Origin of the sequence: Pseudomonas sp. 2FE (assembly GCF_005503735.1) — a bacterium.
Lineage (GTDB): Bacteria > Pseudomonadota > Gammaproteobacteria > Pseudomonadales > Pseudomonadaceae > Aquipseudomonas.
Genome location: NZ_SCMO01000015.1, coordinates 55,289 through 69,527, shown reverse-complemented (window position 1 = coordinate 69,527; position 14,239 = coordinate 55,289). Strand labels below are relative to the sequence as shown.

General features: G+C 62.4%; 9 protein-coding genes. 6 read left to right on the top strand and 3 right to left on the bottom strand.

From position 1 onward, the window contains the following. The first annotated feature begins 47 nt into the window (after positions 1 to 47). On the top strand, positions 48 to 1,826 hold the full coding sequence (locus FFS12_RS18405; protein WP_137888988.1) for an acyl-CoA dehydrogenase C-terminal domain-containing protein: 1,779 nt from the start codon (positions 48 to 50) through the stop codon (positions 1,824 to 1,826). 135 nt (positions 1,827 to 1,961) lie between these two features. On the opposite strand, the gene FFS12_RS18400 is transcribed toward FFS12_RS18405, so the two are convergent. Both FFS12_RS18400 and FFS12_RS18395 read right to left on the bottom strand, forming a co-directional pair. Further along, positions 1,962 to 2,624, bottom strand: a complete 663-nt coding sequence (locus tag FFS12_RS18400; protein ID WP_137888986.1) for an endonuclease — start codon at positions 2,622 to 2,624, stop codon at positions 1,962 to 1,964. A gap of 383 nt (positions 2,625 to 3,007) precedes the next feature. Then, positions 3,008 to 3,910, bottom strand: a complete 903-nt coding sequence (locus tag FFS12_RS18395) for a LysR family transcriptional regulator (protein WP_137888984.1) — start codon at positions 3,908 to 3,910, stop codon at positions 3,008 to 3,010. 128 nt (positions 3,911 to 4,038) lie between these two features. On the opposite strand from FFS12_RS18395, the gene FFS12_RS18390 reads away from it, so the two are divergent. From FFS12_RS18390 to FFS12_RS18370, 5 genes are all read left to right on the top strand, one after another. Further along, positions 4,039 to 5,118, top strand: coding sequence for a polyamine ABC transporter substrate-binding protein (locus tag FFS12_RS18390; RefSeq protein ID WP_137888982.1), 1,080 nt, complete (start codon positions 4,039 to 4,041; stop codon positions 5,116 to 5,118). A gap of 10 nt (positions 5,119 to 5,128) precedes the next feature. Continuing rightward, on the top strand, positions 5,129 to 6,094 hold the full coding sequence (gene speB, locus FFS12_RS18385; protein WP_137888980.1) for an agmatinase: 966 nt from the start codon (positions 5,129 to 5,131) through the stop codon (positions 6,092 to 6,094). An 881-nt stretch (positions 6,095 to 6,975) separates the two neighbouring features. After that, positions 6,976 to 8,703, top strand: coding sequence for a type I secretion system permease/ATPase (locus tag FFS12_RS18380; RefSeq protein ID WP_137888978.1), 1,728 nt, complete (start codon positions 6,976 to 6,978; stop codon positions 8,701 to 8,703). A 7-nt stretch (positions 8,704 to 8,710) separates the two neighbouring features. Beyond that, positions 8,711 to 10,051 carry an HlyD family type I secretion periplasmic adaptor subunit gene (locus tag FFS12_RS18375; protein WP_137888976.1) on the top strand — a complete coding sequence of 447 codons (1,341 nt, stop codon included), beginning with the start codon at positions 8,711 to 8,713 and terminating at the stop codon, positions 10,049 to 10,051. 2 nt (positions 10,052 to 10,053) lie between these two features. Next, positions 10,054 to 11,373, top strand: coding sequence for a TolC family outer membrane protein (locus FFS12_RS18370; protein ID WP_137888975.1), 1,320 nt, complete (start codon positions 10,054 to 10,056; stop codon positions 11,371 to 11,373). Positions 11,374 to 11,423: 50 nt separating this feature from the next. On the opposite strand, the gene FFS12_RS18365 is transcribed toward FFS12_RS18370, so the two are convergent. Further along, on the bottom strand, positions 11,424 to 13,883 hold the full coding sequence (locus FFS12_RS18365; RefSeq protein WP_137888973.1) for a M10 family metallopeptidase: 2,460 nt from the start codon (positions 13,881 to 13,883) through the stop codon (positions 11,424 to 11,426). Positions 13,884 to 14,239: the final 356 nt, after the last annotated feature.

Below are 14,239 nucleotides of genomic sequence, written 5' to 3'. Positions count from 1 at the left end.
CATAACGGCCATCAGGCCGCTCCGTTGGATCGTTCGAGGATCGCCACATGGCTGACTACAAAGCACCCCTGCGCGATATGCGCTTCGTCCTCAATGAAGTATTCGAGGTCGCCAAGCTCTGGGCCGAATTGCCGGCCCTGGCGGAAATCGTCGATGCCGATACCGCCGAGGCGATCCTCGAAGAGGCCGGCAAGGTCACCGCGAAAACCATCGCCCCGCTGAATCGCAGCGGCGACGAAGAAGGTTGCCGCTGGAACAACACCGCAGTCAGCACCCCGACCGGTTTCCCCGCGGCTTACACAATCTACGGCGAAGGTGGCTGGGTCGGGGTGGGCGGTGACCCGAACTACGGTGGCATGGGCATGCCGAAAGCCCTCGGCGCGCAAGTGGAAGAAATGCTCAACTCGGCCAACCTGTCGTTTGGCCTGTACCCGATGCTGACCGCCGGCGCCTGCCTGTCGATCAACGCGCACGCCAGCGAAGAGCTCAAGCAAGCCTATCTGCCGAACATGTATGCCGGGGTCTGGGCCGGCTCCATGTGTCTGACCGAGCCGCATTCCGGCACCGATCTGGGCATCATCCGCACCAAGGCCGAGCCGCAGGCGGACGGTTCCTACAAGGTCAGCGGCACCAAGATCTTCATCACCGGTGGCGAGCACGACCTGACCGAGAACATCATCCACCTGGTGCTGGCCAAGCTGCCGGATGCACCGGCTGGCTCGAAAGGCATCTCGCTGTTCCTGGTGCCGAAATTCATGGTCAATGCCGATGGCAGCCTGGGCGAGCGCAATACCGTTACCTGCGGCTCGATCGAACACAAGATGGGCATCCAGGGCTCCGCGACCTGCGTGATGAACTTCGACGGCGCCACCGGTTACATCATCGATGGGCCGAACAAGGGCCTGGCGGCGATGTTCACCATGATGAACTACGAGCGTCTGGGCGTCGGTATCCAAGGTTTGGCGGCGGGTGAGCGTTCCTACCAGAACGCCATCGAATACGCCCGCGATCGCCTGCAAAGTCGCGCGCCGACCGGCCCGGTGGCGAAAGACAAGGTCGCCGACCCGATCATCGTGCATCCGGACGTGCGCCGCATGCTGCTGACCATGAAGGCCTGCAACGAAGGCGGCCGTGCCTTCTCCACTTACGTCGCCATGCAGCTGGACACCGCCAAGTTCAGCGAAGACCCGACGACCCGCAAGCGTGCGGAAGAACTGGTGGCGCTGCTGACGCCGATTGCCAAGGCCTTCCTCACCGACCTCGGCCTGGAAACCACCGTGCACGGCCAGCAAGTATTCGGCGGTCACGGCTTTATCCGCGAGTGGGGCCAGGAGCAACTGGTGCGCGACGTGCGCATCACCCAGATCTACGAAGGCACCAACGGTATTCAGGCGCTCGATCTGGTCGGTCGCAAGATCGTCGGCAGCGGTGGCGCGTTCTACAAGCACTTCGCGGACGAGATCAGGGCTTTCGCCGCTAGCGCCGGCGCTGAACTGGCCGAGTTCGTCGAGCCGCTGCAAGCCGCCGTGGCGAACCTCGACGATTTGACCGCTTGGCTGCTGCACAGCGCCAAAGGCAATCCGAACGAGATCGGCGCGGCCTCGGTCGAGTACCTGCACGTGTTCGGCTACACCGCTTACGCCTATATGTGGGCACTGATGGCCAAGGCGGCGCTGGGCAAGGAAACTCAGGACGAGTTCTACGCCAGCAAGCTCGGTACTGCACGTTTCTACTTCGCCCGCTTGCTGCCGCGTATTCACTCGTTGACCGCCTCGGTCAAGGCCGGTAGCGAGTCGCTGTATCTGTTGGATGCCGCGCAGTTCTAAGCCTGTCGTGATAGAAAAGCCCCGCAATTGCGGGGCTTTTTGCTTTCAGTCCCCTGCCCTTTTAGAGATAGGGTTGGGGAGGGCGCAGGCTGCTAGTAACACTCAGCTCCGTCTGTTTTCTCCCCCGCCCAGGCTTCACTTCTGAGTCAACTGGTCGGCGGCAGCCGGGTCGTCGATAAAGCGGTTGCGGGTGCCTTGAAGCGTCTCGATCTGCGCATTCCGGGCTTGCTCTTGCGCATCCGGCGGGTCCATCCGATTCCAGCGCTGGTACATCTGCAGTTGGCCGACAATCGGCAGGTCATATTCGCTGTGCATATAGAAGATGGCCCGCGCCACGTTGCCCTTGGCCTCATCACGAGGTTCGACCAGTTGGAAGCTGGCCTTCAGGTCGCAGCCAATGTCGCTGAACTTGCTCGGTACGCTGTCGTCGAGTTCACCGAACAGCGCATTGCGCCGCGCCAGTTCGACCCGGCTCATCTCTGGGTAAAGGTTATGCAGGTCGGCGAGCATATAGGGGTATTGCGGGGTCGAGACCGTGCACTGGTTGTCGGTGAGGCAACGCAGTGCCGATTTGATCTGTTTGCTGCTGTACACCAGGCTGGCGGTGACTTGACCGCGCTCGGCGCCGAAGGGGCTGCCGCAATAGAGCGAGCTACCGCCGTCCGCGTAGAGCTGTTTCCAGAACAATTGCTCGACGGCAACTTTGGGGTCGGAGAGTTGGTTTTGTCCGCCGGCAGCGAAGGCCGGAGAAGCGGCACCCGCCGCTAGACATGAGAGGGCAATCACAATTGCGCGCATGGTCTTGGCCCTTGGACCGCCGTGTCGGGGTCTGTTGTTTTTATAGGACGGAATGAGTCTAACAAGACCTACGTCACGAAAGAAAGCCAAGCGGACGCTTGGTTGGTTGTGTAAGCCTAGGCTTACATGAGGTGTTGCCGATCGCCGCTATCGCCCCCTACCGTGCGCGGGTACTCTGCACCCATGGACGTCGCGCAGGAAGCGCCGAGGAAATAACAGGGATACGCTGGATTTCCGCCAGGATGGTGGAACGATTACGGATGTCAGGATTCAGTCTGCAAAGCCCCGCCTCGGTGGGGTTTTCTTTTTTCGGCGTTTAGCCGATGCCTCTCGCAACAGATCTCTCTCGCAACACGCCAAACGCTGGATAAGCCGTGGCCGACTTATTCACCTGACTTGAACGCAGCCTGCAAATCCTCAATAAATGCCCGCTGCGCCTCGCTCGGCTGACGGCCGCGATGGCTGGCCAGGTGGAATTGCACGGTGAAGCCAAGCTGCTCCGGCAATAGCGCGCGCAATAGCCCGCGCGCTTCCCAGGGGCCGGCGATATGCCGGGGCAGGTGGCCGATATGGGCGCCGGAGAGGATAAACGCCAGGCTGCCTTCGACCTGTTCGGTGCGGGCGCTGCTGAGGTTGGACTGGCCGGGTTCGTCGGCATTGATGAAACGATAGGGGTGATGCACGCGGTCGCAGCTGTCGAGGTCGGCTTTGACGATCTGCTGTTGGCTGAATAACGGATGCCCGCGGCCGCAGTAGAGCAACTGCTCCTCGCTGAACAGCGGTTGGAAAGCCAAGGCAGTTTGCTTGCCGGAGAAGTAGCCGATGGCCAGGTGCAGTTGATCCTGCAGCAGGCGTCGTTCCAGTTCGGCGGGCATGGCGCTGATCAGCTCGATCTGCACCGCCTGGTTGCGTTGGCGAAAGTGCCGGATGGCGGCGCCAACCCGTTCCAGCACCTGCGCAGCGAGGGCTTCGGAGAGGCCGATGCTGAGCTCGCCGAGCAGTTTGTCGGCCATGCCCTGGGCCTCGCCCTTGAAGGTTTCGATGGCGGCGAACAGCTTGCGCGTGGCCAGCAACACCTCGTCGCCCTTGGGGGTCAGGCGAAAGCCGGCCTTGCCGCGTTCGCACAGGCGGAAACCCAGCCGCGTCTCCAGCTTGGCCATCTGCGTGCTGATGGTTGACTGGCCAATCCCCAGTTCGCCTTGCGCCGCGCTGAAGCCGCCGCATTCCACCACGCTGACGAACAGCCGCAACAGTTGCAGGTCGAGGTCGCGGACTTGGCTGAGCATGGCGGCTCCTAACATTGATAAAGATCGATGCCAAAGTAGCACACTTCATATTTATCCGAAGCAATGTACGCCGCAGGATGACGCCTACGAAAAAGCTCTGACTAGCCAATCCGAATGAGGTCGTCACCATGCGCCTAGCCACATGTTTTCTGCTGCTCTGCGTCAGCCTACCGTCGCTCGCCGAGGAGCAGGCCCTGAACCTCTACAGCTGGTCCGCCTATATCCCGGAGCAGGCGCTCAAGGGTTTTCAGCAGGAGACCGGCATTCGTGTCAAATACGACATCTTCGACAGCGCCGAGGCGCTGGACAGCAAGCTGCTCACCGGCGGCAGCGGCTACGACGTGGTATTCCCGGCCTCCAGCGGGCTGGCGCGGGCAATCAAGGCCAAGGCCGTGCAGCCGGTCGAGCGGGCGCAACTGAAGCATTACGCCAACCTCGATCCCGAGCTGTTGGCCAAGCTCGCCAGCGCCGATCCGGGCAACCGCTACGGCGTGCCCTATACCTGGGGCACGGTCGGTCTGGGCCTCAATAAGGAGGCGGTGACGAAGCGCATTCCCGACGCGCCGCTGAACAGCCTCGATCTGCTGTTCAAGCCGGAATATGCGAGCAAGCTCAAGGACTGCGGCATCGCCGTGCTGGATTCGCCGCAGGAGGTGATCAGCATCGCCCTCAACTACCTCGGCCACGACCCCTACAGTACCGCCGCCGCCGAGCTGAAACAGGTGCAGCAACTGCTCGCCGAGCTGCAGCCGAACCTGCGCTATGTCGGCACCGGCCGGCATATCGACGACCTGGCCAAGGGCGAGATCTGCCTGGCGCTGACCTATAACGGTGACGCCGCCATGGCCGCCGCCCGTGCCAGCGAGGCGAAGCAGCCGTTCGAGGTGCTCTATCGCATTCCGCGCGAAGGCACGCTGATCTGGTTCGACAGCATGGCGATCCCGGTGGACGCACCGCACCCCCAGGCCGCGCTCGCCTTCATCGATTACATGCTGCGCCCGGAGGCCATCGCCGAGCTGACCAACAGCGTGTACTTCGCCAACGCCAACAGCGCCGCCACTCCGCTGGTCGACCCGGCCGTGAGCGGCGATCCCGACATCTACCCGCCCCAGGAAGTGCGTGCGCGGCTGTTCAGCGAGCAGCTGCTGTCGCTGCGCACGCAGCGCGAGCGCACCCGCATCTGGACCAGTTTCCGCAGCCAGTACTGAGGAGTTCATCGTGGAAGAGTTTCAGGGTAACGATCTAGCCATCACCCGCGACAGCCTGTATGGCACCTTTTCCGAGCCGACCTACGCCGGCGTCACCAGCTTTATGCGCCGGCGCTACACGCGGGACCTGCGCGGCGTCGACCTGGTGGTCAGCGGCGTGCCGTTCGACACCGCCACCACCAACAGGCCGGGTACCCGCTTCGGGCCACGGGCGATCCGCGCCGCCTCGGTGACCAGTGCCTGGGAGCGCCACTATCCCTGGGAGTTCGATCCCTTCGACCATCTGGCGGTGATCGATTACGGCGATTGCAACTTCGACCACGCCCAGCCGCAACAGACGCCGGCGGCCATCGAGGCGCATGCCGAGCAGATCCTCGAGGCCGGCTGCGGCATGCTGACCCTGGGCGGTGATCACTTCATCAGCTACCCATTGCTCAAGGCCCATGCGAAGAAACACGGCGCCCTGTCCCTGGTGCACTTCGACGCCCACAGCGACACCTGGCCGGATGCCGACGACGGCGTGCAGGGCATTAGTCACGGCACCATGTTCTACCACGCCGCTCGCCAGGGCCTGGTGGATCCGGCGCGCTCGGTGCAGATCGGCCTGCGCACCACCAACGACGATGTGCTGGGCTTCCAGGTGCTCGACGCCCGGCAGGTGCATCGCAACTCGCCGGAGGCCATCGCCGAGCTGATTCGCGCGCGGGTCGGGGATAACCCGGTGTACCTGACCTTCGACATCGACTGCCTCGATCCGGCCTTCGCGCCCGGCACCGGCACGCCGGTCTGCGGTGGCTTGAGCACCCATCAGGCGCTGGAGATCCTCCGTGCGTTGCGCGGCATCAACCTGGTCGGGATGGATGTGGTGGAAGTCTCGCCGCCTTACGACAACGCCGAAGTGACTGCGCTGGCGGGGGCGACCATCGCCATGGAGATGGTTTGCCTGTATGCCGCGCGGCATAAGGTCGATGCCTGATTCGGGGCGCAAGCCGCCAGTCGAATCGGTAAAACAAAAGCGAGTCAGAACGCTGCTTAGCTGGCGTGCGGCACTTCACCCCTGGCCGCCATGCTGTTCGCCCTGCCGAGTCAGGGGGTGACGCTGTCGTTGAACGACGTGCTGAAGTTGGCCGGGGCCGAGTTCATGGTCAGGGCCTCAGAGCGGCTACATCGCCGCTTTGAGGTGCCGATCAGGCGATAAAGTCAGCGCCGCTGAGGGTCGTCACGCCAAGCAGGGAAATCTCAAACTCAGCCGCCGAGTCTGCGTCGGTGCTGCCGTACAGTACGCCGTTGGCGAAACGCAGTTGACCGGCCGCATTGGTGCCGCTGAACGCGGCTGAGCCGATAAAGCTAAAGGCGTCATTGGCCAGGGCGGTGATTTCGGGGGCATCCTGCTCGCCAGGTGGTGTTGGCCAGGGTTTCTCGCCCCACCTTGGCGCCGCTAGCGCTATAGCGCGGAGCGAAGATGTTGTAAGTGTCTAAAGTGCCGAAGTCACTTCAGGTCACCACATAGCCGCCGTCGGCCAGGGCCGTGACGGCAGGCTCATATTGATAGCCATTGGTGCTGGTGTTGATGCGGGTTTCGCCGTAGACGAGGGCTGGCATAGCAAGTTCCATTTGCAGAATGAGGGGGGAACCGGTAGGGGGGATTCTACTGGTTGAGATTTATGGTGCCAAAGTGCCACTATTGGACCCGGGGTAAAGGCAAGACAGTTGCGGGACCGCCATTGGCGCTGCTGAAGCTCTTCTATTTGGCGCTAGGCCGCATTAGCAAGAAGTGGCTGGATATCGACCGATAGGGCCATGTTAAGCTTCGCCGCCGCAAATCTTTCGCCAGCTATCTATTAACTCTTGGATCCTATGCGACTCATTCTTGACCCCAGGCGGGATATCGATGCCGCGCTGCTGTGCTATCGCCGCCTATTCGGGGTGTTGGCCCTGTTCAGCGGCGTGATCAACCTGCTGATGCTGGTGCCCTCGATCTACATGATGCAGGTGTTCGACCGGGTCCTGACCAGCCGCAACGAAACCACGCTGTTGATGCTGACCCTGATTCTGCTCGGGCTCTATCTGCTGAGCAGTCTGCTGGAATGGGTCCGTGGCCAGGTGATGATCAAGATGAGCGCGGGCATCGACTCCCAGCTCGGCGAGCGGGTGTTCGGCGCGGCTTTCGAACTCAGCCTGAAGGAGCACAGCGCCAACCCGGCGCAGGTGTTGAGCGATCTGACCGCCATTCGCCAGTTCGTCACCGGCCAGGGCCTGATCGCGCTGTTCGACGCGCCCTGGCTGCCGATCTATCTGATCGTCGCCTTCTTGTTTCACCCCTGGCTGGGCCTGTTCACTGTGCTGGGTGCCGCCATCCTGGTGGTCTTGGCGATCTGGAACGAGCTGGCCACGCGCAAGAGTCTGGCGGAAGCCAACCAGTTGTCCGTCACCTCCGCCAACTATGTGAACAGCACCTTGCAGAACGCCGAAGTCATCCAGGCGATGGGCATGCTGAATGTCTTGCGCCGCCGCTGGTTCTCCTTGCAGCAGCGCATCATCACGGCCCAGGCCGAGGCCAGCGAGCGCAGCGCGCGGATTTCCTCGATGACCCGCTTCGTGCGAGTGACGTGGCAATCCCTGTCGTTGGGGCTGGGCGCCGTGTTGGTGCTGGAGAACCAGATCTCCGCCGGGGTGATGATCGCCGTGTCGGTGCTGTTGGGCCGAGCCATGGCGCCGGTGGAGCAAGTCATCGGCTCGTGGCGGCAGATGGGCAGCGCCAAGAGCAGCTACCAGCGCCTTAGCCGCCTCCTCGAAGAGTTCCCCAAACCGCAGCCGCGCATGGCCCTGCCGGCGCCGACCGGCGCGCTGCGCATCGATCAACTGGTGGTCATCCCGCCCGGTGCCCAGCAGCCGGCGGTGAATGGGGTGACGGTGGCGCTGGCCAAGGGCGAGGTGCTGGCGGTGATCGGCCCCAGCGCCTCCGGCAAATCCTCTTTGGCGCGGGCCATGGTCGGCATCTGGCCGGCAATCCGTGGTTCGGTGCGGCTGGACGGCGCGGAAGTGGGCCAATGGTCGCGTGAGGCGATCGGCCCGTACCTGGGCTACTTACCCCAGGATATCGAGCTGTTCGACGGCACCATCGCGGAGAATATCGCGCGTTTTGGCGAGGTGGATTCGCTCAAGGTGATCGAGGCGGCGCGTCTGGCCGGCATTCACGAGATGGTGCTGAATTTCCCCAAGGGCTACGACACGCCGCTGGGCATCGGTGGGCTGGGGCTGTCCGGCGGGCAGAAGCAGCGCATCGGCCTGGCCCGCGCGCTCTATGGTCAGCCGGCACTGCTGGTGCTGGATGAGCCCAACTCCAATCTGGACGAGGCCGGCGAGGCGGCGCTGGTGCGGGCCGTCAGCACGCTGAAGGCGGCCGGCTCCACGGTGGTGCTGGTCACCCATAGGCCGAGCATTCTCGGGGTGGTCGATAAACTGTTGCTCCTCAAAGACGGGGCGCAGCAACTGTTCGGGCCTCGGGATCAGGTGCTCAAGGCCCTCATGCCGCCGACCGCGGTGGTCAATACAACCGCCGAATCCGCCAGCCAAGGAGCCTGAGGCGCCGATGAAGCCTATTCAGAACGACCTGCAGACCGACTCGCAAGCGCCTGCCCCCGACACCGATGCGGCGGGTATCGCCCGTTTTGGCTTGTGGCTACTGGCCCTGGGCTTTGGCGGTTTTTTGCTCTGGGCCGGTCTGGCTCCCCTCGATCAGGGGGTGGTCGGCAGCGGCACCGTGGTGGTGTCCGGCGAGCGCAAAACCGTGCAGTCGCTACTGGGCGGCGCCATCGAGCGCATCCTGGTGCGCGAGGGTGAGCAGGTGCGCCAGGGTCAGGTGGTGGTGCAACTCAACACCATCCAGGCGCAGTCCCAACTCGACGTCGCGCTGGGGCAGTGGCTGAGTGCGCGCAGCGTCGAGGCGCGCTTGATTGCCGAGCGCCTGGATCGCGATAGCATTGACTGGCCGCAGAATCTGCTGGCCATGGCGGCCGACCCGCGGGCACAGGCGGCCATGGAGTTGCAGGGCAACCTCTTCGCCACCCGCCGCGACGAACTGGCCAGCCGGCTGAAAATCCTCCAGCACGAGGAGGAGTCGTTGGCCGAGCAACTGGCCGGTTTCGAAGAGATCAAGCGCAACCACGACGCCCAGCTGAAATACCAACGGCAAGAACTCGAGGGTCTGCGCGAGTTGGCGCAGGAGGGCTATGTGCCGCGCAACCGCCTGTTCGAGGCGGAGCGCAATGCGGCGCAACTCGGCGCCCAGCAGGCGGCAGCGATTTCCGATATCGGGCGGACGCGGCAGGCGATCAACGAGAGCAAACTGAAGACGCTGCAGCAGGCGCAGGCTTTTCGCAGCGAGGCGGAGTCGCAGCTGACCCAGGTGGCCGCAGAAGCCTCGAGCCTGGCCGACCGGATCAAGGCACTCGACTTCGAGGTGCGCAACGGTTCTGTTCTCGCGTCCGTCGCCGGGCAGGTGATGGGGTTGGCCGTGCATACGGTGGGGGGCGTGGTGCCGGCGGGCCAGCGGCTGATGGACCTGGTGCCGCAAGGTTCGAGCTGGGTGGTCAAGGCGCAGTTTCCGCCGATGATGGCCGACCGGCTCAAGCCTGGGTTGCCGGTCGATGTGCGCTTCGCCTCGCTGCAGCGGGTCAATACGCCGGTCATGAGCGGTAAGGTGACCACCGTATCGGCCGATCAGCTGATCGACGAGCATTCACGGCTGCCTTACTTCTCGGTAGAGGTCGAGGTCAGCCCCGAGGTGGTGAGCGAGCTTAGACGTGCCGGTCTCGACGTCAAGCCGGGTATGCAGGTCGAAGTCATTATCAAGACGGGCGAGCGCACCTTGATGAACTACCTGATGAAACCGGTCACCGAGCGTTTAGTGGGTGCCTTTAAGGAAGAGTAAGAGTGCGAAGCAGGACTGCCGTTATCGCCCTGATCTGGGCCTGTCCAATCTGGGCGAGCGACCCTGAGTTGTCGCTGAGCGAGCTCTATGATGCCTCCCGACAGAACGATGCCACCTATCAGGTGGCGGGTTACGACTACCAGGCTTCCCAGCAGGAGGAAGCCATCGGCAGAGGGGGCCTGTTGCCCCAGGTCGGGATCAGCTCCCGCTTTGGCCGCGGTGGAGAGCTTGGCGGTGAGTCCCAAGTCGCTAACCAGAGCGATCAGTTCAGCGCCGACACCGCCACCCTGGCGCTGCGTCAGCCGCTCTTCGACAAGGGGCGTTGGGCCTTCTACGAGCAGTCCAAGGCGCGTGGCCAGCTGGGCGAGGTGCAGTACGAGGGTGCCGGCCAGGGCCTCTTCGATCGCGTGGCCGAGGCCTATTTCGACGTGGCGCGAGTGGAAAACGAGCTGAAATTGGCGACCCAGCAGAAATCCGCGATCGAAGGGCTGGCCAAGCAGACGAAACGGCTGTTCGAGGCCGGCGAAGGGGCGATCACCGATACCGAGGAAGCCCAGGCCCGGCTGGACCTGATCCGCGCCCAGGAAATCGAATTGCAGGCCCAGCGGCAAGCGGCGCTGCGCAAACTGTCGGGGCGCGCCGGCATTGCGGTGATGCGGATCGCCGATATGCAGGAACAGCTGCCGGCCAATAACCTGCTGCCGACCGATGAGGATCTAGGCTATTGGCTGCTCAAGGCCAACCAGGCCAGCCCGCTGCTGGAGGCCAGGCGCGCCTCGGTTCAGCTGGCCGAGGCCGATCTCAAACTGCAGCAAGCCGGGCACTACCCGACAGTAGCGCTGACCGGCCAGTTGTCGCACACCGACAAGAGCGATCTCAATGAATTCTCCCAGCGCCAGTCCACTTACTATGTGGGCCTGCTGGTTGATATTCCCCTCTACCAGGGCGGCGCCGTCAGCGCCTCGGCCAAGCGTGCCCACTCGGCCCTCTACGGCGCCCGCTCGGAATATGACGCCGAGCAACAGCAGTTAACCGAGGATATCGAGCGCGATTATCTCGGAGTAGTGGCTGGTTTCGAGAAGAGCAAGGCGATGCTGACGGCGGTGCGTTCCAACCAGCGGGCGCTGACCTCTGCGGAAAAAGGCTACCAGGCCGGCGTGCGTTCGACCGTGGAGATTCTCGATGCGCAGCAGCGCCTGTTTGCCGCGAAGCGCGACCTGCTCAACACCAAGCTGGTGATGCTGCAAAGCTACGTTAACTTGCATACCCGCACCGGCCAGATGACCCATGCCGTGTTGCAAGAGGTTCAGGGATTGTTTTAGCGAGCCTCTGCCGCTAGGCGAAGCGGACAGAGGCTGCATCGCAAGGCCGATCAGGCAAGCAGATCGGTGTTGCTCAGTGAGGTCACGCCCAGCAACTGGATTTCAAATTCAGCGGCCGCATCGGTATCGGTGCTGCCGTACAGCACGCTGCCAGCGAAGCGCAGTTGGCCGGCCGCGTTGGTACTGCTGAATGTGGATGTACCGATAAAGGCGAAGACATCATTGGCCGCGGTTGCCGTGTTGGCATCCAGGGTCGACAGGTCAATCTTGTCGCCTTCACTGCTTTTGAAATCACCCAGCACATCGCGCAGCGACCCCAGGCCCATTTCGGTTAAGGCATTGAAGTCGAAGCGATCTGCTCCGGTGCCACCATTGAGCCTGTCTACGCCTGCACCGCCCACCAGAAGGTCGTTGCCAGCGCCTCCCGATAGGGTGTCATTTCCTGTACCGCCAATTAAAACGTTGGCGACAGTGCTACCCGTCAGTGTGTCGTTGTACTGACTGCCGGTGAGGTTTTCGAAGTTCGACAAAGTATCGGAGCCAGAGCCGCCGGTGGCTTGTGCTGCGGTGCTGGCCAGGTTAACGCTAACGGCCGTGGTGGCAAGGTCGTAATTGAGCAGATCGACCCCGGCCCCGCCGTCCAGCGCATTGTTGCCGGCGCTGGCATAGAGGGTGTTGTTGAGGTTATTGCCGGTGCCGTTGATGGCTGCAGAGCCGATCAGCACCAAGCTCTCGAAGTTGGCGCCCAAGGTCCAGTTTACCGACGACCACACCGAGTCGATTTCACTGGTCAATACGCTGGTTTCGCTGATGACGTCGACGCTGCTGTCGACTATGTAGGTGTCGTTACCGAGGCCGCCGACCAGTGTGTCGTTGCCGCTGCCGCCATTCAGGATGTTGGCGGCGGTATTGCCGGTCAGGGAGTTGTTCAAGGCGTTGCCGTTGCCATTGATGGCCGCGCTGCCGTTCAGTACTAGCTTCTCGAGATTGGCGCCCAGGGTCCAGGACACCGAGGAGTGCACCGTATCGATTTCGGTGGCCAGGGTGCTGGTTTCGCTGATGACATCAGACGCGCTGTCGACCACATAGGTGTCGTTGCCGAGGCCGCCGATCAGTGTGTCGTTGCCCGCGCCGCCATTCAGCACATTGGTAATGGCGCTGCCGGTCAGGGTGTCGTTGTATTTGCTGCCGATCAGGTTCTCGAAGTTCAGCAGGGTATCGCTGGCGGAACCACCGGTCGCCTGCGCTGTGGTGCTGGCTAGGCTGACGGTGACGCCGGCAGCAGCATAGGCATAGCTGAGGCTATCGAGACCCGCCCCGCCATCGAGTAGATTGTTGCCCGCATTGGCATAGATGACATTGTTCAGGCTGTTGCCGGTGCCATTGATGGCTAAGGAGCCGGTCAACAGCAAATTCTCAAGATTGGCGCCCAGGGTCCAGGACACCGAGGAGTGCACCGTATCGATTTCGCTGGCCAGGGTGCTGGTTTCGCTGATGACATCAGACGCGCTGTCGACCACATAGGTGTCGTTACCGAGGTCGCCGATCAGTGTGTCGTTGCCCGCGCCGCCGTTCAGCATATTGGCCAGCGTATTGCCGATCAGGGTATCGGCATATGCCGAGCCCACTGCATTCTCGATCTGCGCCCCATAGGCGATGGCCAACCCATTATTGATATAGGCGGAGCCGCTCCAGAAGGTGGCGCCGATACTGCTGAAGGTGCCGGGGTTGAGGTTGAGGGTCACCGCTTGGCTCTGGTTGCTGGCACTCAGGGTGTCGATGCCGCCCGCATCCCAAATGGTTTCGAAAACGAGCTTGCCGGCGCTCCACTGGTAGGTGTCGTTCCCGGTATGCCACTGCATATTCGCGCCATACAGGTACTGAATGGCCGCTATGTCCAACAACATGGGCGTCGTCGGCTCGTAGGAATAAGGGTCGGTATAACTCATCACCGTATAGCGGACGTCGTCGTATTCCGCGGGAAGCACGGTGGAATTGCTGTCACCGTTCTCGAACGGATGCTTCAGGCCCAGGGCATGGCCGATCTCATGCACGAAGGTGAGGTAGTCGTAAGTTCCAGTCGTGGGATTGGCCTCAGAAGTCGCCGGGCCGATCCAGACATCACCGGAAGCCGGCGCGCCACTGGGGAGATAGGCCCAGGCGGCGGTGTCGGAGTCCATGCCGGCATAACCGCCAAAGCGCAGGTCGCCTACATTGGTGCTCGAGTCGGTGGTTAGCGAGAAACTGATATTCGCAACCGCGGCCCAGGCACCGAGCGCTTGGGTGACAGCCGCTTTTTGATTGCTGGTCAGCTGGTAGCTGTTCAGGTGCTCGTTGTCGAAGGAGTATTCGGTCGCGTAATACGAGCTGCTGGAGAGAAAGCTATAGGACAGCGCCGCGCTGGAGCCGAGGGCGCCGCCCCATTTGCTGCCATACACCAGGCTATCGATATGCAGATTGTTGGAAAGAGCTACTTCACTGGAGGTTGTCGATCCGTTAGGTGCTGGCATGACGTATTAATTATCCGTATTTGATGTCAGGAACACTGCATTCCCTTGTAGTTAATGACGTGCCGATTAGGGCGGAGGTTGGCTACCTCTATCCGGGCTTCGGCGCGACGGTGCTGATTGTACTTTCAATGTCTTTAAAAAAACGTGGCATATCGAACAAAGGCGAATGCTGGCGGCCTTGGTTCGGGCGTCGCTGCAACCCCGCCAGCAGATTTGAGTCGCCAGTTGAGCCGTACGTTCTTGGTACTTTCCGAGTGTGGTGATGAGCTTCGGCAGGTCGAGCGCGGTCAACAAACTGCCCGCCATGCTCTAGGCAACGGTGCGGCTCTGGCAGGTGAGCGCCGGTAGGCCTAGCC

What these genes read in the sequence shown, in the direction of transcription:
- FFS12_RS18405 (WP_137888988.1), top strand. Translation starts at nt 48, where the DNA reads ATGGCTGACTACAAAGCACCCCTGCGCGATATGCGCTTCGTCCTCAAT.
- FFS12_RS18400 (WP_137888986.1), bottom strand. Translation starts at nt 2,624, where the DNA reads ATGCGCGCAATTGTGATTGCCCTCTCATGTCTAGCGGCGGGTGCCGCT.
- FFS12_RS18395 (WP_137888984.1), bottom strand. Translation starts at nt 3,910, where the DNA reads ATGCTCAGCCAAGTCCGCGACCTCGACCTGCAACTGTTGCGGCTGTTC.
- FFS12_RS18390 (WP_137888982.1), top strand. Translation starts at nt 4,039, where the DNA reads ATGCGCCTAGCCACATGTTTTCTGCTGCTCTGCGTCAGCCTACCGTCG.
- FFS12_RS18380 (WP_137888978.1), top strand. Translation starts at nt 6,976, where the DNA reads ATGCGACTCATTCTTGACCCCAGGCGGGATATCGATGCCGCGCTGCTG.
- FFS12_RS18375 (WP_137888976.1), top strand. Translation starts at nt 8,711, where the DNA reads ATGAAGCCTATTCAGAACGACCTGCAGACCGACTCGCAAGCGCCTGCC.
- FFS12_RS18365 (WP_137888973.1), bottom strand. Translation starts at nt 13,883, where the DNA reads ATGCCAGCACCTAACGGATCGACAACCTCCAGTGAAGTAGCTCTTTCC.